Source organism: Corynebacterium vitaeruminis (assembly GCF_001054325.1).
Classification (GTDB): Bacteria; Actinomycetota; Actinomycetes; order Mycobacteriales; family Mycobacteriaceae; genus Corynebacterium; species Corynebacterium vitaeruminis_A.
The window spans coordinates 29,778-53,023 of sequence record NZ_JVVM01000033.1 but is presented as its reverse complement, the minus strand read 5'-3'; the positions used below and the strand labels follow the sequence as shown (position 1 = coordinate 53,023).

22 protein-coding genes are annotated in these 23,246 nt (G+C 59.1%); 11 read left to right on the top strand and 11 right to left on the bottom strand.

The features are described 5' to 3' along the window. Positions 1 to 571: 571 nt before the first annotated feature. A complete protein-coding gene (locus ADA16_RS11200; protein WP_161797599.1) occupies positions 572 to 715 on the top strand; it encodes a hypothetical protein in 144 nt (47 codons plus the stop codon). A gap of 268 nt (positions 716 to 983) precedes the next feature. Beyond that, complete coding sequence (locus ADA16_RS10015) at positions 984 to 2,102, top strand: hypothetical protein (protein ID WP_048761616.1); 1,119 nt, start codon at positions 984 to 986, stop codon at positions 2,100 to 2,102. A 52-nt stretch (positions 2,103 to 2,154) separates the two neighbouring features. On the opposite strand, the gene ADA16_RS10010 is transcribed toward ADA16_RS10015, so the two are convergent. Continuing rightward, on the bottom strand, positions 2,155 to 2,682 hold the full coding sequence (locus tag ADA16_RS10010; protein WP_048761612.1) for an HPP family protein: 528 nt from the start codon (positions 2,680 to 2,682) through the stop codon (positions 2,155 to 2,157). Positions 2,683 to 2,758: 76 nt separating this feature from the next. Here ADA16_RS10010 and ADA16_RS10005 point away from each other — a divergent pair, with 76 nt between their 5' ends. Together ADA16_RS10005 and ADA16_RS10000 are read left to right on the top strand one after the other, a co-directional pair. Next, positions 2,759 to 3,052 carry an RNA-binding S4 domain-containing protein gene (locus ADA16_RS10005; RefSeq protein ID WP_005510922.1) on the top strand — a complete coding sequence of 98 codons (294 nt, stop codon included), beginning with the start codon at positions 2,759 to 2,761 and terminating at the stop codon, positions 3,050 to 3,052. A gap of 3 nt (positions 3,053 to 3,055) precedes the next feature. Next, positions 3,056 to 3,937 carry a VOC family protein gene (locus ADA16_RS10000; RefSeq protein ID WP_038627226.1) on the top strand — a complete coding sequence of 294 codons (882 nt, stop codon included), beginning with the start codon at positions 3,056 to 3,058 and terminating at the stop codon, positions 3,935 to 3,937. A 12-nt stretch (positions 3,938 to 3,949) separates the two neighbouring features. Here the strand turns inward: ADA16_RS10000 and ADA16_RS09995 are convergent, their stop codons facing one another. Together ADA16_RS09995 and ADA16_RS09990 are read right to left on the bottom strand one after the other, a co-directional pair. After that, positions 3,950 to 5,134 carry an isocitrate/isopropylmalate family dehydrogenase gene (locus tag ADA16_RS09995; protein ID WP_048761609.1) on the bottom strand — a complete coding sequence of 395 codons (1,185 nt, stop codon included), beginning with the start codon at positions 5,132 to 5,134 and terminating at the stop codon, positions 3,950 to 3,952. A 45-nt stretch (positions 5,135 to 5,179) separates the two neighbouring features. Further along, the gene (locus ADA16_RS09990) at positions 5,180 to 5,740 is read right to left on the bottom strand and encodes a neocarzinostatin apoprotein domain-containing protein (protein WP_048761606.1); all 561 of its coding nucleotides are present in this window, start codon (positions 5,738 to 5,740) and stop codon (positions 5,180 to 5,182) included. 202 nt (positions 5,741 to 5,942) lie between these two features. On the opposite strand from ADA16_RS09990, the gene ADA16_RS09985 reads away from it, so the two are divergent. Genes ADA16_RS09985 through ADA16_RS09970 form a run of 4 tightly spaced genes read left to right on the top strand, consistent with a single transcriptional unit; the run spans position 5,943 to position 9,634 of the window. Then, entirely contained in the window at positions 5,943 to 7,040 is a 1,098-nt protein-coding gene (locus ADA16_RS09985) for a heme/hemin ABC transporter substrate-binding protein (protein ID WP_048761603.1), read from the top strand. Between the two features lie 11 nt (positions 7,041 to 7,051). Continuing rightward, positions 7,052 to 8,131, top strand: coding sequence for a FecCD family ABC transporter permease (locus ADA16_RS09980; RefSeq protein ID WP_048761599.1), 1,080 nt, complete (start codon positions 7,052 to 7,054; stop codon positions 8,129 to 8,131). Then, a complete protein-coding gene (locus ADA16_RS09975; RefSeq protein WP_048761596.1) occupies positions 8,131 to 8,955 on the top strand; it encodes a heme ABC transporter ATP-binding protein in 825 nt (274 codons plus the stop codon). The genes ADA16_RS09980 and ADA16_RS09975 overlap by 1 nt, the downstream gene beginning before the upstream one ends. Then, positions 8,948 to 9,634, top strand: a complete 687-nt coding sequence (locus ADA16_RS09970; protein WP_048761593.1) for a heme oxygenase (biliverdin-producing) — start codon at positions 8,948 to 8,950, stop codon at positions 9,632 to 9,634. The genes ADA16_RS09975 and ADA16_RS09970 overlap by 8 nt, the downstream gene beginning before the upstream one ends. 56 nt (positions 9,635 to 9,690) lie before the next feature. Here ADA16_RS09970 and ADA16_RS09965 read toward each other — a convergent pair whose 3' ends face one another. From ADA16_RS09965 to ADA16_RS09950, 4 genes are all read right to left on the bottom strand, one after another. Next, positions 9,691 to 10,383 (bottom strand): hypothetical protein, encoded by a 693-nt coding sequence (locus ADA16_RS09965; protein ID WP_048761590.1) that lies wholly within the window; start codon positions 10,381 to 10,383, stop codon positions 9,691 to 9,693. Positions 10,384 to 10,828: 445 nt separating this feature from the next. After that, a complete protein-coding gene (locus tag ADA16_RS09960) occupies positions 10,829 to 12,652 on the bottom strand; it encodes a phospho-sugar mutase (RefSeq protein ID WP_048761588.1) in 1,824 nt (607 codons plus the stop codon). Positions 12,653 to 12,662: 10 nt separating this feature from the next. Further along, positions 12,663 to 13,313, bottom strand: a complete 651-nt coding sequence (gene deoC, locus ADA16_RS09955) for a deoxyribose-phosphate aldolase (protein ID WP_048761585.1) — start codon at positions 13,311 to 13,313, stop codon at positions 12,663 to 12,665. Between the two features lie 109 nt (positions 13,314 to 13,422). Then, complete coding sequence (locus tag ADA16_RS09950; protein WP_048761582.1) at positions 13,423 to 14,709, bottom strand: thymidine phosphorylase; 1,287 nt, start codon at positions 14,707 to 14,709, stop codon at positions 13,423 to 13,425. 169 nt (positions 14,710 to 14,878) lie between these two features. On the opposite strand from ADA16_RS09950, the gene ADA16_RS09945 reads away from it, so the two are divergent. Then, positions 14,879 to 15,298, top strand: coding sequence for a cytidine deaminase (locus ADA16_RS09945; RefSeq protein ID WP_048761579.1), 420 nt, complete (start codon positions 14,879 to 14,881; stop codon positions 15,296 to 15,298). A 44-nt stretch (positions 15,299 to 15,342) separates the two neighbouring features. Then, a complete protein-coding gene (locus ADA16_RS09940; protein WP_048761577.1) occupies positions 15,343 to 16,560 on the top strand; it encodes a NupC/NupG family nucleoside CNT transporter in 1,218 nt (405 codons plus the stop codon). Here the strand turns inward: ADA16_RS09940 and ADA16_RS09935 are convergent. The 3 genes from ADA16_RS09935 to ADA16_RS09925 all read right to left on the bottom strand — a co-directional run bounded on the left by ADA16_RS09935 (position 16,555) and on the right by ADA16_RS09925 (position 21,091). Further along, positions 16,555 to 17,652, bottom strand: a complete 1,098-nt coding sequence (locus ADA16_RS09935) for a YihY/virulence factor BrkB family protein (protein ID WP_048761573.1) — start codon at positions 17,650 to 17,652, stop codon at positions 16,555 to 16,557. The two genes, ADA16_RS09940 and ADA16_RS09935, sit on opposite strands and share 6 nt — an antisense overlap. 143 nt (positions 17,653 to 17,795) lie before the next feature. Then, positions 17,796 to 18,797 (bottom strand): sugar-binding transcriptional regulator, encoded by a 1,002-nt coding sequence (locus ADA16_RS09930; protein WP_048761570.1) that lies wholly within the window; start codon positions 18,795 to 18,797, stop codon positions 17,796 to 17,798. Between the two features lie 260 nt (positions 18,798 to 19,057). After that, complete coding sequence (locus ADA16_RS09925) at positions 19,058 to 21,091, bottom strand: M13 family metallopeptidase (RefSeq protein WP_048761567.1); 2,034 nt, start codon at positions 21,089 to 21,091, stop codon at positions 19,058 to 19,060. Positions 21,092 to 21,197: 106 nt separating this feature from the next. Here ADA16_RS09925 and ADA16_RS09920 point away from each other — a divergent pair, with 106 nt between their 5' ends. Next, a complete protein-coding gene (locus ADA16_RS09920) occupies positions 21,198 to 22,184 on the top strand; it encodes a glycoside hydrolase family 25 protein (protein WP_048761566.1) in 987 nt (328 codons plus the stop codon). Positions 22,185 to 22,211: 27 nt separating this feature from the next. Here ADA16_RS09920 and ADA16_RS09915 read toward each other — a convergent pair whose 3' ends face one another. Beyond that, positions 22,212 to 23,240: a TIGR00730 family Rossman fold protein gene (locus ADA16_RS09915; protein ID WP_048761563.1), complete on the bottom strand. Its 1,029-nt coding sequence runs from the start codon at positions 23,238 to 23,240 to the stop codon at positions 22,212 to 22,214. Positions 23,241 to 23,246 lie beyond the last annotated feature (6 nt).

The window sequence follows — 23,246 nt, the reverse complement described above, 5'->3', positions numbered from 1 at the left end:
AATTGCGTTAACACTGTCTAGCTGGATTGTATAATTCGCTATTCTGAAACTGAGCTCCCCTCTATCGTAGACGAACAAATACGAAATCCAGTTTCGCGGGTGGGGTGAATAATGATGCCCATGCGAGTGTTTTCGAAGCAGTGAATCGCCGATTTAGTGGATGTGTAGCCTCCATTGGTAACGGTGTGGCGCAAAAATTATCCCCTTGGCAGCGATGCTGCATTCCTGGAGTCGTTATAGCCAGCTGAGTCCTCTCCGGAGAAAGTTACTCAACTGAATTTCGAGGCCTGTGAAGCTGTGACATGGTTGGACGAGACTAAGCTTGGAAACCCTACGAGCCTGACCGAATTGGTGTATCGCTTGTCGTCCATGCTCACAGCTACCAGGAAGCTCGGGAGATGCTGTTCCCTGGAGCATTCGTGTCATTAGGCTCTTTTAAAGAGAAACATTGAGCAAGTTGTGGTCACCGCAACGTTCCTGTTGAAGTTGTGTTGTCGTAACCAATATGCTGTCGACGATTGTCTAGCAACGTCGTTCGCGAACGAGGCTTTCCGAGAGGATTCATGATGGAATGACGCGTTACATGAACCAGCAGTTAAATGACGCAGAGACTAATACTGGACTCGTGAAGCTATGGAAGAAGTTGTTGAAGGATCCAATCATGGTGACGTTCGGAGCTACCCTGTTGAACGATGAGCTGACGTTTTCGGCGTGATTTCTCCAAGTGAGATCACAGTTGAACTGTTGGGCGACGCTGTCTTAGCGGAAATCACACGATGGGTTGATGCAAAATTTACTGATACATCTGCTCGGCCTGGGTGTGCGTGATGATGGCAAAGCAAATCTGCGCCGGGCAGTTAGTCGCAGTGCTGAAAATGCACCTATCCGCGGGGTCACAAGTAAGACGCGGTACCACGAGTCTACGAGTAGATGGAGAAATCCGTACCTATGTGTGCGATGAGGGATGAAGGAGAGAATGAAAAGTGTCTCGAAAGAGTAGGAAGAATAGTAAAAAGAAGACAAAGAACAATCTTCCTGGAGGGTTAGAATATGAGCTGAACAACATATTCTATAAATCCAATCCGAGTGAATACTTTATTATGAAAACGGAAATGCTCTCTCTTTTAGTGGTGGATGACCAGGAATTAGAGAATATATTTAAAAATGAACGAAAACTGGGTTCTGTCACTATAGGTGGAAGTCCGGTGCCACGTCGGGTATTGCGGGAGCGTATGCTTGCGACTGAGGCGGTCGTTTTATTTCACCATGCAGCGGAAACTCTTCTTAGATTCTATTTTTCGCATAGGGATTTTTCATCTGCACCATGGGTAGCTATTTCGAAAGATAAAGATTTCGCCGCTTTCAAGAAAAAGATTCTAAAGGAATTCAATTGTGGTTTTGACGAGCAAGAAGTTTGCCGAGTCTTTTTGGGGGTAAATGAGGTCGATTATTCAGACTCTCGCATGGTTGAAGCGGTTGAGTCTTTTCGCATCCTTCTTAAGTTTGTAGCAGGAAGGTATTTAGATGAGTCATTTCTATACAATTCGGTTAAGCATGGATTATCAGCAATTTATCCAGAAAGTGATAGCGAAATGGTCTTGAAGGTTGGAGACGATGAGCTTCCAATGCTGTCAGGGCACCCATTTATATATTTGCATGAACAGCGTCAGCCTGGTGTACGTAAAGGGGAGTCGAGCTTTTATAGTCTAACCCAAACCCTTGCAGAGCAGGATTTGGGGCTTGTGGTTTGTATTGCAAACGCGATTGAATGTATCTGGAAAGCCGGGAGGAACCTCACTTTAGGTTCGTCAGAATCGCTAAAGGTATATACCGTAAAAGCGGTTAAGAATATCCTGTTTGGGCCGATTTTAAGTCAAAGAAAACATATTAGATCATTCATATGTGAACTCCCTTATGTCAACGATGAAGGAGATGTTAATCCAATTAATATTTTTCTCAAGCGTGAAGAGATGGACGAAGAGTGGATAAAGTATAGACAGGATAAAACTGCCGAACTAGAGCACTTTATTCTCAACTTAGACAGCAGAAAAACCTCTTTGCCACATCATCTAGAAACACATAATCGTTATCTTCCATTTTAAACAGGCTCAGGGAGTGTTATTGAATGCCGTTGGTGTTCAAAAATACATTTAATTACCACCAGTACGTCGGATAGCGAAGGCCGCGCAGCCGGTTGGCGAGGATTCCCAGCGCCACGATCATGATTGAAGAGGCGAAAACGAAGCCAAGGAGGCGGAAGTCGTTGCCGATGTCGGGGCCGTGCGGCATCAGTGCGGTGACAATCGCGGTAGCGGTGGCCGGGGAGTGAGCTGCCCGAGCGATGAGCATAAGTGCGAATGCGATACCGGCGGCGATTGCCGCGGTGATGATGGAGACGCCAAAAAGTCGCGAGATTAGGATGCCAGTTATGCAGCCGATCAGGTGTCCAACCACGACATTTCGTGGCTGTGCCAAAGGCAAGTTCGGCGCACCGACGATGAGTGCCATGGCGGCCCCAATAGGGGGCAAAAACAGCAGGTCGGAAATGGAGTTTGAGATGAGCGCCATTGTCATAAGCGGCAAACTCACAGCTACTGAAGCGGCGACAATATGACGCAGCGGCGGGCGGGGTGGCGCTTCGCTGGCGATTCGGGGCCGCTTCGGAGACCGTGAATTAGACATGAGAAAGATGTTAAGGTGTGCTGCCTCATCTGTGTGGCGGTTCGAGATTATTACCGGATATGACACACTTAAGGGCATGGAGCCTATCGATGTCGCAATCCGGGATGAGTCCATCCGTCTCGGGCAATTCCTGAAGTTGGCAAACCTGGTGGAAACGGGCGGTCTGGCCAAGGAACTCATTGCTGAGGGCCAGGTCAGCGTGAACGGTGAGGTCGATACTCGTCGTGGCAAGGTGCTGCGTCCAGGGGACGTCGTCTCTGTTGCCGGTATGTCGGCACGCGTGGCCACCGCCGATGAAGTCGACGATGACTACTTTGATGAGGCCACCGCCGATGATGACTTTGATCCTGAAAAGTGGAGGAACCTGTAACTCATGCCTGCATTTCCCGCCGAATTTGGCATGCCCCTGCGCGTAGATCTGCTCTCCGCCGCACCGCGTAAGACCGAGCGCTTCTACCGTGGCGTTCTCGGGTGGGCTTACCGCAACACTGCGCCAATCCATGAGGATGCCCGCGAGGCTTCCGCGGGTCGCCGCGTTGCCATGCTGTCTGGAATGCCAGTGTCGGTACTGCTTGAGGCCGATAAGGACGCTGAGGATGCCTTCGTCAACCAGTGGCGCGTGAACTTCCATGTCGACTCCGCCGCTGGTGCCGTCGACAAGGCGCGCGAGCTCGGCGCCGAGGTCTTCCAAGAGCCGACCCCGCTTGTCGACGGATCCACGATGGCCGTCGTTTCCGACCCCGCCGGTGGCCTCATTGGGCTGCTGGAACAGCCGGGTGAACAGGCCTTCATCGCAGCGGGCGAGCCAGGCACCCCGGTGTGGTTCGAGCTGGTTGCAGGCCCGGAGGAGACCTTTGAGCAGGTCGCGGACTTCTACCACAACTTCTTTGGCTGGGAAATTGCAGTGCGCAACAAGAACGAGCACGGCACTTTCGCAGTCGCGATGGAAGACGGGGCGCCATTCGCTGGCTTGGTAGCCAGCTCGGTTGCCGCACAGACCGATGCGGCCGATAAGAGCTTCGTCGGCTGGCTGGCGTACCTCGGCGTGGAGAACATCGACACCGCTGTCGCCAAGGCTGAGGAACTGGGCGGTTCCGTGCTCGTTGCCCCGCAGGCCACCGAGTTTGGTCCGTTGGCAACCGTGCAGGACCCGTGTGGTGCGGCAGTTGTGCTCTGCGAGGTGCCGCTGCCGCCGGAGGAGGACATCCGCGAGTCCGACCCGCTGGAAGGCATTGACCTCAGCCAGTTCCAGTAGGAGCTGAGGGGCCTACAACCCCAGCTCTGCCCGCACTGCAGTCACAAACTCACTGGTAGTCGCGGTACCACCCAGGTCCAGCGTCGGCGCGGTGCGAGTCGCGGCGTAGACGGCCTTGCACAGCTTGGCTGCGGGCGCAAGCTCTGAGGCCGGTGCCCCAAGGTGCTCCGCGCACATTGCCGCAGAGAGCAAAAACGCAGCTGGGTTAGCAACGCCGCGCCCCGCAATGTCAGGCGCTGAACCGTGCACCGGCTCGAACACCGCGAAGTTGTCGCCCACATTCGCTGACGCCGCCAGCCCCAGCCCGCCAATCAGCCCAGCGCCGATGTCACTGAGGATGTCGCCGATGAGGTTCTCCGCGATGATGACATCAAAGCGCGCCGGGTCGGTCACTAGCTGCATCGCCACGGCATCCGCATTCGCAAAATCGAATGTGACCTGCGGATACTCTTCCGCCACCTCTTCAATCGCCCCGCGAATCACACGCGCAGAGTCCCGCAGGATATTCGGCTTGTCCGCCACCGTCACCGTCGGAGTGGCCTCCGAATCCGGGTGCGCCGCCTGCCGCGCGAGAGCCAACTTGGCCGCCGCTTGCGCAAGGCGGTGCCACGCAAAGGACGTCGTCACGCGCAGAGAAACCGCAACGTCGCCACGCTTATCGACGGCGCGAGCCACCGTCGAGTCCTCCGCCACCTCTGCCCACAGGTGGTGGTGCGGGGAGTCGGCCGGGGCGTCGTGAGGCGGAAGGAGATAGTCGTGACTGTAGAGGCCCTCGGTGTTTTCTCGGACGATGGTGAAGTCGGCAGCCGCGCCGGGCAGGGTGACCGGGCGGATGTTGGCGAAGAGGTCGAGGCGCTGGCGCAGTTGGAGAACAGGGGAGCGGTAGGTCAGGCCGGTGCCGCGCAGATGAGGTGCTAGTTCACCCTCAGCCTCGCGAGCGGGCTTGGAGGTAATCGCCGCGAGCAGAGCAGCATCGCTGCGTCCGAGTGCTTCCCAGGTTTCCTGCGGGACGGGATTGCCGTGCGCGCACCACTGTGACCAGCCAATTTGTGCCTCTGTTAGCTCCCAGTGGGGGAAGACATCGGCGATGAGCCCTCGGCAGGCATCGGTGATTTCGGGGCCGATGCCGTCGCCGGGCAGGAGTGTGATGCGGCGGGTTGTCGCGTCTTTGGCAGTCGCAGGTTGGTCGGTTTCCATGGCTCTTAGCCTAGGACTGCGACGCCTGCGCGTGTGTGGTTTGGCCTACTTTGCGAAGGTAACCGGGATTTCGGTGACGTCCTCGAAGCCCTCGCTGTGGTCGCCGAAGAGCTTCAGCACGCAGTCCTGCTGAGTACAGTCCACGGCCTCGCCGGTGGGGACGACACTGAGTTCGAAGTGTGCGGTGTTGTCGTCGGCGATGGTGGTGGTGCCACCGGACTTCTTGGTAATCCACTGCTGCGACTGGGTGCCGGCACTGCGGTCACCGGTGCAGTCTGGGACAGGGTTGCCTGGAGCCTTCTCGGCGGCGCAGAGGGCGGCGTAGTAGCCGTAGTCAGGGTCGAGACCGGAGAGCTCGACGGAGATGACATCGCCCTCGGATAGATCGTTGACCGGCTCGGCCTCCATGGTTACTTCGCCGGCGGTGGTGTCCGTGTCAGCGTCGGTGTCTTGAGCCTCAGTTGAGCTGGTGGTTTCCGAGCCGCTGGCAGCGCCCTGCGCGGTATCGTCTGCGTCATCTGCGCCACAGGCGGCGAGAAGCGGCAGCGCGGCGACGGCCGGGATAGCTAGGAGAGCTGCGCGGCGCTGGAGTGTGCGAGTAGTCATGGGAGGTAACGTCCTTCCGAAGATTGTAGAAATTACTATCTTTATTTAAGGGTAGGCTAACCTAGAACCAAAAGATAGCCTAAGATTCTTTGGGTAAGTGGGTAAAGTCCGTTCTAGGGTCTTTGTTACTAGTGTTAGTCGTTATTTAGCCATTATTTTTCGTCGTCTATCTCCGTGCAGCGTTAGCTCACAGAGGGGGAGTATGTTCACCGTGCCTGCCTGTCGCGTTCGCAGCCTTGCCGGAACACTGCTGAGTGTTGTCCTGGTCGCAGGGTTAGTCGCCTGCGGTTCCGATGATGCCGCGCCGCAGGAGGCATCGTCGTCAAGCGCTGGCGTGACGACGGTACCGCGCGCCGACAACATTTCCGCTCACGGCGCCGCGCATGCGAATCTACCTTCGGAAAACCCCGAGGTGCTGCTAAAGGACCCGAAACCGGCGGCGGACAAGGACTACCAGCGTATTCTCACCCTTGACCGGGCGGGAGCGCTCAGCCGTGCGGTCTACACGCTTGGTCTCGGGGACCGCTTGGTGGGGCGCGACTCCACCTCCGATTTCCCGTCGGTAAAGGATCTGCCGAACCTCACTATCGGCGGGCATGCGGTCAATGCCGAGTCGGTTATGAAGCTGAAGCCGGAGCTCATCATTACCGATGGTTCCATTGGCCCTAGCCGCGTGTTCGACACGTTTGAAAAGGCGGGCATCACCGTCGTGCATGTGTCGGATGAGCGCACTCCGGAGACTATCAATACGCTTATCGACGAAGTTGCGGATGCCGTTGGCCTGGCTGACCAAGTTGGCCCTGTGAAGGAGTACCTGGACAAGGAGCTGGCAGCTGCGACGGAATATGCGCAGGCTAAGGCCGATGGCCGCAAGATGATGATTCTGTATGTGCGTGGAACCGGTGTGGCTATGATTGCGGGACCGGACTCCGGTGGGCGTTCCCTGATTACACGCCTCGGCGGTGTTGATGCTGGTGAGGGTGTTGGTATCCAGGGTGCGTTCACGCCTATTACGCCGGAGTCGCTGATTGCTGCGGCGCCCGACACCATCTTGGTTATGTCTGGTGGCCTCGAGTCCGTCGGTGGGATTGAAGGTTTGAAGGAAATCCCGGGCATCGCGCAAACCCCGGCGGGACAAAATGAGTCCATTGTGGACGTGCCGGATTCGCAGCTGCTGTCCTTTGACTCGCAGTCGCCGCGTGCCATCCGCGCCATTGCGGATGCTCTCTACGGTGGTGGCGCTGGTTCTGGTGCTGATAATGGTGCTGGTGCGAGTGCTGACAAGACTGCGGGGAAGTGACCGGCTGAGCAATGCAGACAACCGCGAACAAAACTAGTCCGTTCAGACAGGCAGCCGTTTTCATCGGGCTCGTCCTAGCGCTGGTGCTGGCAATTGGCTGGTCGGCCTCCGTGGGGCAGTTCGGTGCCACCATCGGGGAATCACTGAGCTCAATGGTGAGGTTAGTGTTCAACGGCGGTCTCGGTGACACACCGGAGCCCATCGATACCGTGCTGTGGCAGGTGAGACTGCCTCGCATCGCGCTGGCCTGCCTCGTTGGTGCGGGACTAGCCCTTGCGGGTGTAGCACTGCAGGCGGTGTTCGGCAACCCGCTTGCCGAACCCGGTCTCATCGGCGTTTCCTCCGGCGCCGCCGTTGGTGCTGCTACCGCCACTGTGTTGGGCACCGCTGCCGGACTCTCCGGGGTGTTCGGCGGAGCGTTGGGCATCTTCGCCAGCAGCTGGGCCATTGCGGTCTCGGCTTTTGTTGGTGGCGCGGTGGCCACGGCTGTCGTGGCCGCCAATGCGCATGGTGGCCGTGACATCGCCCGAATCATTCTGGTCGGTGTGGCTGTGAACTCCATTTGTGGTGGCCTGGTGTCGCTTCTGACATTCGTGGCCTCCACGGCGGCTCGGGACCGCATCGTGTTCTGGCAGATGGGCTCTTTTGCCAGCGCCACCTGGATGCAGGTTGTCATCATTACGCTGGTGACAGTTCCGGCCGTGATTGCCATGTGGGTCAGCTATCGCAAGCTGGACATTCTGAGCCTGGGTGAAACGCAGGCGCGTCACCTGGGTATTAACGTAGTCACGCTTCGTCGCGTCATCATTTTTGGCACGTCTCTGGTCGTGGCGGCGGGAGTGGCGTTTTCCGGCATCATCGTCTTCATCGGTCTGGTTGTGCCGCACGCCGCGCGGCTGCTGCTGGGGCCAGCTCATCGCACGCTGATTCCCGCATGCATCCTCGGCGGAGCGCTGGCCACAACGCTGGCTGACCTTGCCGCTCGCACCATGATTACCGGTGCTGACTTGCCGCTGGGAATGCTCACCTCGATTGTCGGTGGTCCGCTGTTCTTCTGGCTGCTCCTGCGCTCAAAGAGGGCGGTGCACTAATGGAAATTCACCCTGGTCTGGGTATTTCTGCCGACAATGTCAGCATCACCCTGGGCGGGCACCGCATCCTGAACAATATTTCCGTGCTTGCCGAGCCCGGCAAAGTCACCGCGCTGGTCGGCCCCAACGGTGCCGGAAAGTCGACGCTGCTCGCAGCGCTGTCCGGCGACCATGAGCTCAGCTGCGGCGACGTCCGGATTGGCGAGCACTCTATTGCCAAGCTCTCCATCGCCGACCTGGCCCGCTACCGCGCTGTCTTAGTGCAGAGCCAAGAACTGACCGTGCCATTCACTAGCCGCGAGGTCATCGACTTCGGACGCAACCCCTGGGGCTGCGCGAACGAAGAGCTGCTCGCGGAAGTCATCACCGAATGCGACGTCGCGCACCTCCTTGACCGGGAAGTCCCGACCCTCTCCGGAGGTGAGCGCGCCCGCGTCCACTGCGCGCGCGTCTTCTACCAGGACACTCCCGTCGTGCTTCTCGACGAACCGACCGCGGCCCTGGACCTCCACCACGCCGAAAAAATCATGGGAATGATGCGCGCCCGCGCGGCGGCGGGCAAAGCCGTGGTCGTGGTCCTGCACGATTTGTCCGCCGCAGCGGCGTATGCCGATCACGTTGTGGTGGTGGCGCAGGGGCGCGTCGTAAAGCAAGGTCCGCCGGCGGAAACCCTGGATGCACAGACCGTCAGCGAAGTCTACGGCATCGGTGTGGAAGTGCTTCAGGACTCCGCGGGCAACCCCGTGCTGGTGCCTCAGCGCGCGGGCCACAATCTCTCACCCCAGTCTCCGAACCTCACAGAGAAAGAAGAAAATCATGGTTGAAAACACGATTAAAGAGGGTGGCAAGCAGGCTGCTCAGCCTCTGGCAGAGCGGCTTAAGGTGGAGACTGCGGGTGTCCACAGTGAAGCGGAGAACTCGGACTTCATGTCGAGACTGCTTGCGGGGGAGTTGAATGCGCAGGCGGCCATCGATTTAACTGGTCAGCTCTACTTTGTATACGAAGCCTTGGAGCAGGCAGTGCGGTCCACTGCGGAGTCGACGCAGGTGAGTGCGGTCTATGATGCGCAACTGGAGCGTCTGGAGGCGCTAGCCGCCGACCTCGAGCATTTGGTGGGGTCTGATTGGCGGGAAAAGATCTCGCCTGTGGAGGCGACCAGGAACTACGTGGCCGAGCTTCGTGAAATCGAACGTGATGGCAATGCCAATGCCGCGTTGGCGCACCATTACGTTCGCTACCTGGGTGACCTTTCTGGTGGTCAGGTGATTGCGTCCATGCTGGCCAAGCACTACGGCATCGGTGCGGAGGGAACCCGGTTCTATGACTTCTCCGCGATTGGAAAAATTAAGCCCTACCGCGATGGCTACCGGCAGCGTCTATCTGAACTGGGTATCTCGGATGCCGACAAAGATGCTGTTGTGAAAGAGGCTAAGAAGGCATTTCGCCTGAATCGGGCGATTTTTCACGACCTAGACGGCGGTCGCGACGACGCCGTGGCGTAGGTTGCGGCGTAGGTCGCGGACTGGAGTGTTGCGACGGTGGTTGTGGGTGGTGGGCGTTAGCCGATGTACACCACTGCATTACGACCACCCGTGCACTTGATGTTGCTGCCAGATGGGCGGCACCACATGTTGTAGGTCAGACCAGTCGTCGGGCTGTAGGCCGTGATGGTGCCGGATTCCACACCAGTGGAATTGCGGTAGCGGACGTAGGCGCTGTGGACATTGCGGACGAACGGATCGCTCGTTGAGGACGTGCCCTTCCATGCGCTGGAGAGGTTGCCGCCAGCCAGGCCACGTGACGAGCCCGAGGACCCAGCAGAGCCACCGGAGTTCGCGGAGTTTGGAACGACCACGGTCTCAGTCTGCGTGACCGGTGGGTTGGGCTGACTCGAAGCATCGGCAGCGACCTGTGTAGTGGCAGCCGTCTGTGTGTCGGCCGCAGTCACCGAGTCATCTTTGCCTAGGGTGACATAAAGTACCGCGCCAATCAGACCTAACAACACCACACACAGCACTGAGATGAGCGCAATCAAGGCACCGGAAGTGCGTGAGTTCTGCTGCGGATACGCCGGGGCTGCGTAAGCGAAAGTTGGTGCTGGCTGCGCAGCGAATTGGGGCTGCTGTTGAGGTTGGGGTTGGGGCGCCTGGTTTGGGTACACGGGACCGAACGAGCCGGTGGAAGGATTCGAATTGTAGTTGGGGTCTGAGTTGGGGAACTCGTTATACGGCATGCTGGACGTACCAATCACGAGGAGGGGATGTTCCCCTGTGATGAGACCAACCCGCTTAGCGAACGGTATTCCATCCTTGGGGACTCGGTTAACGTCTTTTATTGTATTACCGGGAAAACTTTAAAGCATGTTATGGGGCGCATGTCATCCCAAAATGCGGCAAGGATGCGTTTAGCTAGACCCGAAATGAGGTGGTGAGCCTCAAATGAGGGCGCGGCCATCGAGAAACTGCGTAAGTTTATGACAGTTTCGGCATTAATTTTTGCTTGTTTTTGTCATAAACGCAGTCACTAACTTATGACCCGACTTATGAGCTGGCCCGAGACACCGGGACTGCACATGCGAAACTGGGATGCGCATGAGACTTCATGGCCACTTTTCGACCGTTTCGTTCATGAGCACCCCAGTTTGTTGCGAGGTGGGGCTGGTAGCTACCAAGTGGTTAGCGGTCAGCGGTTAGTGGCTACATCCCCAGGATTTCCTTGAGCTCGGCCTTAATCTGGTCGAGCCGCTCGGCCGCAGCCACGTGCGGAATCGCGACCGGCGCGACAGCCGCACTGCCGGTGTCCTTGCCGGTGCCACCATCGTCATTTCCGTCATCACCATCAACCGGCAGCACCACCTCCAGGTAGCACTTCAGCTTCGGCTCCGTGCCAGAAGGCCGGGCAATGACGCGGTCGTTGGCCTCGGTGAGGATGAGAATGCCGTCGGTAGGCGGGATGTGGTAGCTCTCGCCCTTGGCATCGACCATGTCCAGGCCGTCATTCATGTCCATGACCTGCGTGACCTTCGATCCGGCCAGCTGTGCAGGCGGGTTAGCGCGCAGAGTGTCCATGCCCTTGGTAATCAGCGAGCGGTCCTCGACGCGGAAGGTAAGCGGGGCGGTTTTGTAGAGGCCGTGGGCGCGGGCGACATCGTCCAGCAGGTCCTGAATGCCCAGCCCCTGGCCCTTCAGCCGGGCCACGGCATCGGCGACACGCACCGCCGCAGACACACCGTCCTTGTCGCGAACGACTGCCGGGTCAGTGCAGTAGCCAATGGCCTCCTCGTAGCCGAAGATGAGCCCGTCCACGCCAGCAATCCACTTGAAGCCGGTCAGGGTAGCACGGTAATTCAGCCCATGACCTGCAGCAATCTTGCCCAGCAGGCGTGAGGACACAATCGAGTTAGCCATTGTGGCCGGGAACTCTGCGCCCTCATCATTGGTCACGGCTGTAATCCCACGAGCCTCGGCATCCGAGCCGATGACTTCACCCAGAAACGCACCGATGTCATCGCCGGAGAGCTGTCGCCAGCCGCCGTCGACATGGCCGTCCGGAATAGCTACCGAGCAGCGGTCCGCATCCGGATCAGCCGCGATAATGACATCCGCGTCTTCGGCACGCGCCAGCTCAAACGCGAGGTCCAGCGCACCGGCTTCCTCCGGGTTCGGGAACGACACCGTCGGGAACTCCGGGTCTGGCGCAAACTGCTTTTCCACGACGCTGACGTTCGAGAAACCTGCCGCGTTCAGCGTGCGCACGATAGTCTCGCCGCCGACGCCATGCATCGGGGTGAGGACAATCTTCGCTGCCTGCTTCTCTTCGCTTGACGACGTCGTTGCGAGCGCAGCCGCCCGCGCCACATAGGCATCCAGCAGTTCAGGACCAACCTGCTCGACAGCGTCGAAGTCACACGGGACTTCATCAGCTGGTGGAGCAGCGGCGATGGCCTCGGCAATTTGCTTGTCATGGGGCGCGATAATCTGGACGCCTCGGCGGGAATCCGACTCTACCGCGCGGCCACCGAGGTAAACCTTGTAGCCATTGTCCTTCGGCGGATTGTGGCTGGCCGTGACCATAATGCCGGCATCGGCATTGAGGTGGCGCACTGCAAAGGCGGTCACCGGAGTGGGCAGCTGCTGTGGCAGGGCCAGGGCCTTGCCACCAGCGGCGGCGACCACTGCTGCGGCATCGCGGTGGAAATCAGCGGAGCCGTGGCGGGCATCGCAACCGATGACCACGGTGAAGTCGTCGCCCACAATGTTCTTCAGATGAGCAACCAGTCCAGCGGTGGCGCGGATGACCGTGGCGCGGTTCATGCGGGACTGGCCGGCGGCAACGACGCCGCGAAGACCTGCGGTACCGAACTCGAGTAGACCGGCAAAGCGGCTTTGCAGCTCAGCGATCGCATCGGGGTTGGCGGCCTTGGCTTCGTCGTAAAGCGAGGAGAGCTCGGCGGCGGTGGCCTCGTCCGGATCGTGGGCAATCCAGTCGGTGATGGTGGCTTGTAGCTGTTCGGAGAGCATCTGGGTTCGCCTACTTCAGACCGTCGAGAACGGCGGCGGAGGAGGAAAGGCCCAGGCGGGAGGCGCCAGCGGCGATCATTTCCTCAGCGGCGGCGGCATCGCGGATACCACCGGAGGCCTTGACTCCCAGGCGATCGCCCACGGTTTCACGCATGAGCTTCACAGCGTGGGCGGAAGCGCCGCCGGCTGGGTGGAAGCCCGTCGAGGTCTTGACGAAGTCTGCGCCTGCGGACTCGGAGGCCTTGCAAGCGGCGATGATTTCCTCATCGGTCAGGGCGGCGGATTCGATGATGACCTTCAGGATCTTGCCCGGAATGGCATCGCGAACGGTCTTGATTTCGTCCTCAAGGTCGTCGAAGCGGTGCTCCTTGGCGAAGGCGATGTTGATGACCATGTCGATTTCTTCAGCACCTTCGATTACGGCGCGGGCGGCCTCGGTGGCCTTGACTTCGGCCTTCACCGCACCGGAGGGGAAGCCGACAACAGTGGCGATGTGTAGGCCCTCCGGAACCTCGACCGGGAGCTGCGATGGGGAGATGCAGATGGAGTAGGTGCCGAGCTTCGCGGCTTCGTCGATAAGAGCCCTGACCTGGTCAGAAGTGGCCTCTGGCTTGAGCAGGGTGTGGTCAATCATCTTGGCAACATCAGCGCGGGAAGTCATGGGAGAAACCAAGTCCTTTCGGAGATTTGGGAAAGCGTAAGAGGATGAGTGGAAATAGGCGGCGGGCCCGAGGCGAGTTCGAGGGGACGCGTGAGCCCGTCAAGTTTTTTTAGGACACGCGATCGAGGATAATCTGACGCTCGGCAGTCGGTGCAGTGTCACCGATTTCAATGCCTGACTCGACAGACTCGAGGGCGCGCTCGAACTTATCCGGAGATTCAGTGTGCAGCGTCAGCAGCTTCTGGCCCTTGACCACCTTGTCGCCCGGCTTGGCGAAGATCTCAATGCCGGCCGTGGCCTGCACCGGATCATCCTTACGAGCACGCCCCGCACCCAGGCGCCAGGAGCCAACGCCGAGAGCCAGTGCATCCAGCTTGGTCAGGTAACCATCGGCTTGTGCAACCACATCGTGCGTGTGAGGCGCCACCGGCAGCGCGGCATCCGGGTCGCCGCCCTGAGCGCGGATCATCTTCTTCCACGAATCCATAGCGCGGCCGTCCTTCAGAGCCTGCTCCACGTCGGCGTCGTGGATGCCAGCCAGCTCCAGCATGTTTCGGGCCAGTTCACAGGTCAGCTCTACGACGTCTGCAGGACCGCCGCCAGCGAGCACTTCCACCGATTCGCGGACCTCGAGGGCATTGCCGATGGTCAGACCCAGCGGAGTGGACATGTCCGTCAGCAGTGCACGGGTGTTAACTCCCGCATCGTTACCCAGGTCAACCATGGTGCGAGCCAACTCGCGGGCCTGATCCAGGTCCTTCATAAAAGCGCCCGAACCGACCTTGACATCCAGCACCAGGCTGGAAGTGCCCTCCGCAATCTTCTTGGACATGATCGACGAGGCGATCAGCGGAATGCAGTCCACCGTCGAGGTGATGTCACGCAGCGCGTAAATCTTCTTATCCGCAGGTGCCAGACCCGCACCGGCTGCTGCGACGACGGCGCCGGAATCCTCCAGAATCTGCATCAAGCGATCATTCGGAACATCGGCCTGCCAGCCCGGAATTGACTCGAGCTTGTCCAGGGTGCCGCCAGTGTGCCCGAGGCCGCGGCCGGACAGCTGCGGGACGGCCACGCCGTAGGAGGACACCAGTGGGCCCAGCGGCAGTGTGATCTTGTCACCGACACCGCCGGTGGAGTGCTTGTCCGTGGTGGGCTTGCTCAGCGATGCGAAGCTCATGGTCTCACCCGAATCAATCATCGCCTGAGTCCAATCCACAATCTCACGGCGATTCATGCCGCGGATGAAGATGGCCATGTTCAGCGCCGCCATCTGTTCGTCGCCCACGACACCGCGAGTGTAGGCGTCAATGACCCAGGCGATTTCTTCCGAACCGAGTTCACCGCCATCACGCTTTACCTTGATGATGTCAACTACATCGAACTTTTCAGCCATTGTTCGCTCCTTTTATTGGCGATTGTGCTTAGCGATATTGGTCTTGTGAACTCTGCTGATTCCGATTATCATCAGTACTAGAACAAATGTCAATGGATAACTTTCCATTTGTACCCACATAAGTATGTTCGCATAAACACCTCGAACAGGTTCGGGGAGGGAGAGCACAATGGCCCACATCTCAGACGATGAACTGCTGGCCAAGGCATACGCCGCCACGGAAAACTCGTACGTTCCCTATTCAGGTTTTCCTGTCGGTGCCGCACTTTTGCTTGACGACGGCACGGTGGTCGCCGGCTGCAACGTCGAAAATGCGTCCTATGGGGTGACCAACTGCGCAGAGCGCACAGCGGTGTTCCGCATGGTCGCGGAGCATGGCGGCAACCATAGGATTGCTGCTTGCGCCATTGTCGGCGCCAAGGCGGCTCCCTGCCACCCATGCGGTGCCTGTCGGCAGGTCTTGCACGAGTTTGGGTGCAAGCGCGTCATAGTGGAGTCCGAGCGCCCCTCAGATTGGGGACGGGGCACTCCGACCAGCATTGATTTCGAAAAAATTCTCCCCTACGCCTTTGGCCCCGAGGATCTGTAGGCGCCGCCGCCACAGTCTCGTTTATCAGAAAGAAGACCTAAGCCATGGATAGACTGCAAGGGTTACTGGGCATCATCCTCATCATCGGATTTGCCATCGCTATCTCAAAGAATAAGAAGGCCATCAACTGGCGCACACTCGGTGTTGGCCTGCTGCTGCAAGCGGTATTCGCGCTGGTAGTGCTGAAGTGGGAACCTGGCTTCCAGGCGCTGAAGAGTGTGGCCGGTGCCATTGAGAAGATGATCGACTTTACAAATGAGGGCACCTCTTTTGTGTTCGGTAATCTTTTCGACGACACGGGTAAGAACTTCGTCTTCGTGCTCAACGTGTTGCCAGTGATTATCTTCCTGGGCGCCGTCCTCGGTGCCCTCTACTACCTGCGGGTAGTGCAGTACTTCGTTGAATATGTCGGTTCCGCGCTGAAGTTCATCATGGGAACGTCGAAGGTGGAGTCCGTATTCGCTTCCACGGTGATTTTCCTCGGACAGTCGGAGGCTCCGCTCGTCGTCAAGCCGTATATTCCGAAACTGACCAAGTCGGAGCTGTTCGCATGTATGTCGGGCGGTTTTGCGTCGGTGGCCGGATCGACCTTGATCGGTTACTCCCTGCTCGGTGCGCCGTTGGAATACCTGCTGGCGGCATCGGTAATGAACGCGCCGGGCTCGCTGCTGATTGCGAAGACTTTCTGGCCGGAGACAGAGGAATCCGATCTGGATGCGTCGGTGAAGGATGTCCGCGATACCGAGTCGAAGAACGTCATTGATGCACTTGGATCGGGTGCGCTGGCCGGCGGACGTATCGCTGTGGTTGTGGCATGTCTGTTGATTGCGTTCATCGCTGTGATTGCGATGCTGTCGGCGATGATCGGCGGCATTGGCGGCTGGTTCGGTCAGGATAACTGGTCTCTGGAAGGACTGTTCGGCCTGATCTTTGCGCCAATTGCATGGCTGATTGGTGTGCCGTGGGAGAACGCAGGGCTAGTCGGTAGCTTCATTGGTGAGAAGACGATCCTGAACGAGTTCGTCGGCTACACCTCGTTCTCTGAGCACGTCGACTCGCTGGATCCGAAGTCCATCATGCTGGCAACCTTCGCCCTGGCTGGGTTCGCCAACCTGTCGTCGATTGCAATTCAGATTGGTTCCTTCGGCGCGCTGTCGCCGGAGCGCCGCGGTGAGATTGCCAAGAACGGTCCACTGGCGCTGATCGCGGGGCTGTGCACCAACCTGCTCAACGCAGCAATCGTGGGTGTAATTGCGCTATAGCTCTTCCTCAGTTCGGAATTCGACCGCCTGCTGCTCTAGGTTCTGGTGGATCTTCTGCTCGCCCTCAGCAGCAGCGATAGCCCGAGGTGGCAGCAGGATGTAGCGCTCAGCTGGCAAACCTGCGCGCAGTTGACGCATCCGCTCAACCTCGGCATCCAGTTTGAAGCCGAAGACCACGACCACATTAATGCTCCAGAGTGCGGTCATCAGCGCGATAACCGCACCCATGGCGCCATAGGGGTTCGAGGCTGCAAAATTGAACAGGTACAGCTGGAGCGCCTTGCCAATAATCAGCGAGCTGATAATCGCCAACGCCGAACCGGCGCTCAACCAGCGGAATCTACGCATCCGCACGTTTGGCGTGAAGTAGTACAACGAGCCAATCAGAATCATCGACATCAAGATAATGACCGGCCAGCGCACCCAACTCCAGACGGAGACGGAGAAATCAATAATTTGGCGCGTAGTCGACTCAATACCCAACGGTCGCGCGATTGGTTCCACGATGGTGATAATCAGTTGGTCGTTGACGATGATTGAAATGAGCAACACCACCGTGCCGAATAGCAGCAACAGCGTAATTGCGACCATAAGCAGGTGGTAGCGAATCAGCGTGCGACCTTCGGAAACACCATAGATGGAGTTAGCCGTGCGCGAAAAAGCGCGCGTATAAGCCGACGATGAAATAAGCGCAAAGGCAATACCAATGATCAGCGCTACAAGACCGCCAGTGGCGGAACCAGTAATTGTCGAGATGACATTGCGAATCGTATCGGCATACTCAGACGGGACATAGCCTTCAATGAAGTCGTCAGTCAGACGGTTTAGGTCATCGGTGTAACCGGCCAACATCAGCGTGGCAATCGAGTAAATCGCCAGCAGCGCAGGCGCGAAGGTCAGCACCGTGTAGTAGGTCAACTTCGCTGCCGCATCGAGGCCGAGCTCCAGGAAAAACTCAATACCCGCACGCTTGAGGGCATAGCACGCCCCTTTCCACCCCACGGGTGGCAGCTTCTTCGTGGATTGGGCGAATGATGCATCCGCCGACTCGTAGGCCTGGAGTGTGTGCTTGATCTGCTGTGCTGGTGACACCTAAAGAATCGTCCTCTCCGACCGAACAGCGGCTGCGGCATATGCGCTGACATGCAGGCTCGCTTAAGTCTATCGGTCGAAGAGGACAAAGACTCTTCTCGGGCCCGGGTGTCAGTTCTTTGTACTGATGCGTCCCGGGACGGTTATTCCGTGGCAGGGGGAGGAGTGGGGCTAGCGAGGGAGCCCGGTGAAGCCGGTGCAGCCGGTGAGTCGAGCGCAAGCAGCCGTTCTGCAGTGGCATCATCGATGACCAGATGAGTGGCCAAATTCGTTCGGAGTGCCACATCGATGGCCTCGGCCTTGTGTGCGCCACCGGCGACGAGTACGCGCGTTGGAATCCGGCGCAGGTCAGAAAGACTGATGCCTACCGTGCGGGCATCGACCTCTGGCAGCGCGATGCCACCGTCAGCGCGATAGAACCGCGAGCAGGCATCGCCCACGGCGCGTTCGACAAGCAAGTCCTTTTCGGTTGCCGACAACTGTCCCAAATTCAAGGCCAGCGAATCCTGGTCGACGGCACCGACAGTGAAAACCGCAATGTCCACCGTCCGGCCGAGCGCCAACACGCTGGCGATGAACCGATCTTGTTCCACGATTCGCTTGGTCTCGACGGAATCGAAAATCACCGGCAGCGGCAGTGTGCGGGCATAGGCGTGGAAAGCGTGGCAGAAAGCGCCGATCGTGCGGATGTCGTTCGTGGACTTATCGGAATGACTCATGCCACCCTTGAGCTGCACAATTTCCACGCCCGAGACATCCTTGGACTTCAGCTGCGTGGATACGGAGTACATGGTCTTACCCCACGAAACACCGAGAAGGGTACCGTCGACCACCAGCTCGTCGAGAAGCTCGGCGCCCACACGCCCCAGCTCGCGGAGCAGGACTGCGTTGCCAGCGCGTGCCGGTTGCGCCAAGCGGACATCGTTGAGCTGGTAGCGTTCCCGCATCTGTGTGGCGGTTTCTGAGGCTTCCTCGCGCGGATCGTGGATTTCAATGCGTACGTATCCGCGCTCACGACCGAGATTGAGCAGTTTAGAGACCGTTGGGCGGGAAACCCCGAGTTCGGTTGCAACCTGAGACTGTGTGAGCCCCTCGCCGTAATAGAGTTTGACGGCGGTGAGTGCTTGGATGTCGCGACTGTCCACAGCGGCCTCCTCCAACAAGAGCACTTAGCAAGCGCACTTGTAACAGGAACCTCGCTTGATTGTGGCCCTGCCCGACTTGATCATCGGGAAAGCGTGCGCCTCACCTGTGATTTTAATTCCACGTTTGCAAAAACAAAAAGTCAGCTTTTGCATTTGTAGTAAACGGTGAGGCGTTGGCTTTCCCCGGAGGGTGTCGGAAGGCATCGGAGGGCCCCGAAGGTCTCGGAGGGGAACGCAGCGCAGGTTGGGCTTCCGCAGCGCTACCAGATATTCACGCGCTCGCTCGACTCACGCCACATGCCGTCGCCCGCTGAAGTGCTGAAGGCCTCATGGAACTCATCGATGTTGCTGGCAATGACGTTGCAGCGGAACTCCGCTGGTGAGTGCGGGTCAATCGCAAGCAGCTGACGCGCGAACTCCGGGCGAATCTTAGAACGCCAAACCAGCGCCCACTGCTTGAACAGGTCACGGTAGGTCTCTGGGGTGTCCTCCAGCCCGAGTTCCTCACCGCGGGCAGCGAGGAAACGTCGGAAAGCGACGACGGCAATGCCGAGCCCGCCCAAGTCACCGATGTTCTCGCCCAGGGTGAAGCGGCCATTGACGCCGGGCAGGTCAGCGCCTTCCTCGGCCTGTTCGCGCAGGGCCTGCGGCACCAAACCCTCGTACTGGTCCACCAGCGCGGCGGTCAGCTTCTCAAAAGCTGCGCGATCCTCATCGGTCCACCACTGGTGAAGATTGCCGTGGCCGTCATACTGCGAGCCCTGGTCATCAAAACCATGCCCAATCTCGTGCCCAATAACCGCGCCGATACCACCAAAGTTCTCCGCTGGCGATGCGTCCGGAGAGAAGAACGGCGACTGCAAAATCGCAGCTGGGAACGTGATGTCATTGACCACCGGATTGTAGAAGGCGTTGACCGTCTGCGGAGTGCCATGCCACTCATCGCGATCGGCCGGAGTGCCCAGCTTCGCCACCTCATAATCGTGCGCAAAAGCGCTGGCAGCACGAGCATTTTCCATTAGCGAATCCCCGAGTTCCATCGCCGAGTAATCACGCCAGCGCTCTGGGTAGCCAATTTTGGCCTTAAACAACGACAGCTTCTCCAGCGCCCGTTCCTGCGTCGCCTTCGTCATCCACGGCAGCTTCGAAATACGCTCTCGGTATGCCGCCAGCAGGTAGTCCACCAGTTCCAGGACCTGCTCCTTGTACTCCGGCGGGAAGTGCTTTTCCACATACAGCTTGCCGACGTCATGTCCAACCGCACCGTCGGCAAAGGCAACACCACGCTTCCAGCGTGCACGCTGCTCAGTCGAACCCTGCAAGGTGCGACCATAGAAGTTAAAGCTCTCCGCAGAGAAGTCATCCGACAGGTAGGCAGCACGCTGGTGGAGAACGCGCCACAGCGCCCACAGGCGCAGATCTGCCAGGTCAGTGTCCTGCCACAGCTTGCTCAAGTGCTCGAAGTACGACGGCATCATCACCACGATGGTGTCGATGGCAGTCTGGTTCGTCTCATTCACGCCGGTAGCCGCGAGCCATTCCGCGACCGGGAAGCCGGTGGGGAGGTCGGCAATAGCGGTCTTGTTATAGGTCTTCAGTGCGTCGCGGGTATCGACCACATTCCAGTGACCAGCGGCAATGCGCTTTTCAAAAGCCACGATGCGCGCCGCCGCAGCGGCTGGGTCCACCAACTCGAATGCAGCAAGCGCGGTGGAGAGATCCCCCGTGCCGTCGTCATGCGAGGAGAGGAGCTTCAACATAGCGGCAACATGCTGCTCATAGGCAGCGAGAGTGTCGGCGTGACCAGACTCGCGGTAGTAAGCCTCATCCGGGAGACCGAGGCCCGACTGCAGCAGGTAGAGAGCATCCAGATCCGAGCCGGAATCCTTCTCCACCCAGTACCCGAGCGCGCCGCCGACACCAAGGCGGTCGAGGCGACCGAGCGCCAATGCCAGTTCATGCGCGGTCTCGGCGGAGGCAATCATTTCTAAATCCTGCGCGAGCGGAGCAGCGCCGGCGTCATTAATAGCGCCTTCGTCCATAAAAGAGTTGTACAAGCGAGCGACGCGGGAATTCGGGTCTGCGTCGGCGGCAGTGGTGATGAGCTCGCGGACGTTTTCCTCCGCCTCATCCCTCAGTTTGTAAAAGGCGCCATCGATCGGGCGGTCAGCCGGGATGACGTGATTGCTAATCCACTCACCGTTGGTGGCCAAGTAGAGGTCATCCTGCAGGCGAGGTGTGGTTGAGAATTGGGACGTTGCGGACTGGGCCTCAGTATTAGTGCTATTTGTCATGCCGCCAGTCTAGGGGCAAGGGCGGATTGAAGCTGTGACTGGAGGGGCGGGATAAGTTTAGCCTTACGAATGGGGCTAAAGTGATTTAGGGGGTAAGGTGCAAACCATGAATTTTCTTCCACTTTCCGCGACCGCGGTGCTGAAGCGACGCCCGAGCCGCGCCGCATTGGCAGGCATCGTGGCCGTTGCCCCGCTGACCTTGGGCGTAATTTCGCCAGCAGGAGCACAGCCTCAGGAGGCATTCGCATACGCCAATCAGTCCGCTGGCTCGAAGGGCTCGCTCGACTTTTTGACCGAATCACCGAGCATCACTGGCGCACCGTTTGTGCCGGATGTTCAGGAGCCGCAGGATTCTCGCGCCAACGGTTCGTCCACTAACTCTGAGTCGAGTGCTGCGGCTCAATCCACCGAGAATGCATCGTCGAACTCGGCGCGCACCGGCTTCTACATGGGGCCGACCGGTGTGGATGTCTCCAAGTGGCAGCGTCCAGGTGGCGTTGCACTCAAGTGGGACAAGGTTGCAGCCAACGGCCAGAAGTTCGCCTTCATCAAGGCCACTGATGGAGTCGAGGGCCACCAGAAGTACTTCCTCGAGGACTCCATCGCTGCAGCGAAGGCCGGTCTGTACGTGGGCAGCTATCACAAGGCGCACCCGGATCGCTCCGCAATCTCGCAGGCTGACCAGTACGTAGAAGCCCTGCAGCAGCGCGATGAGCAGATCTCCACGGACAAGACCCTGCCACCGGTGCTGGACATCGAGCTGGACAATGGTCTCAACCCGACCCAGCTGCAGAAGTGGACCAAGGACTTCCTCGAGCGTGTCGAGGAAAAGACCGGCGAAACCCCGATGATTTACACCTACCGCTGGTTTTGGCAGAACCCGATGGGTAACTCCACCGACTTCACCGACTACCCGCTGTGGCTCGCCGCCTACGAAGACAGCGCTCCGACCTCGCTGCCGGGCGGTTGGCAGAGCATGACCTTCTGGCAGCGTTCCTCCACCGGCCGCATCGATGGCATCCCGACCATCGTGGACGAGGACGTCTTCAACGGCACCGAAGCTGAGCTGCAGCAGCTGGCTGCTGCTCACTAGCAGTGTGTTGTGGGGTCTGGGGCCGGGCTAAAACTTCGTCCGCCCCGCACGCCACGCAATCAACGCAGGTAGGAGCTTGTCGACGTCGTCGACGACGATAAGCGCATCGAGAAGCTCCGGCCGCACAAAGCCCGCATCCACAACATTGCGCAGGAGCACCAACAGGGGCTCCCAAAATCCCGAAGGCCCCAGCAACGCCACTGGCTTGGCATGAATCCCCAGGTGCTGCTGGGTCCACACCTCGAAGAACTCTTCCAGTGTGCCCGCACCGCCGGGGAGCGCAACAAAAGCATCGCCGAGCTCATACATACGCGACTTTCGATCGGCCATAGTCGCAACAGTTTCCAGGTGAGTCAGCCGCGGATGGGCAATTTCCTTCTTGACCAGGACCTCGGGGATGACACCGGTGACACTGCCGCCGTCGTCAAGCGCTGCGTTAGCAACCGTGCCCATAAGACCAATCGCCGCGCCACCGTAGACGAGCTCCACCCGATTTTTCGCGAGTGTCTGGCCGAGGCGTTCGGCGGTGACGCGCCAGGCGGGATCGTTGCCGAAGCCGGAGCCGCAGAAAACAGTTAGTGACGACAGTGCGCGCTGTGGCTGTTCACGGCCAGCGGCAAGCTGCGGCAGCTCTTCACGGAGCTTCGGCAGAGTGGTCTCGGCCAGCATAGGGGCGATTTTCCCGGTCGGCAGCCAGGGGTCGAGCCAGCGGACCTCTTCAATCTCGGCGTGGGGCTGAACGTTCGCCAGCTCATCGGTGAACTCGCCGACATAGCGCACATGGTGGCCGACGACCTCGAAGCCCGCCTCGTTGGCGGCGGCTGCGCGGGCGATATTCCACGGACGCAGTTGCGATCGCTCGATATCCACGCCGAGCTCCTCGGAGACCTCGCGCGCGGCAGTGACCTCCGGGTTATCGACGGACTCACCCGGCTCGAACTTGCCGCCGGGCAGCATGAACGTATCCGTACCCCGCTTACGAACGCACAAAACCCGCCCCACCGGGTCAGTCACAACCATTGCGGCGACAACGATGGAACGGGTTTGTGCAGTCACTCGGGC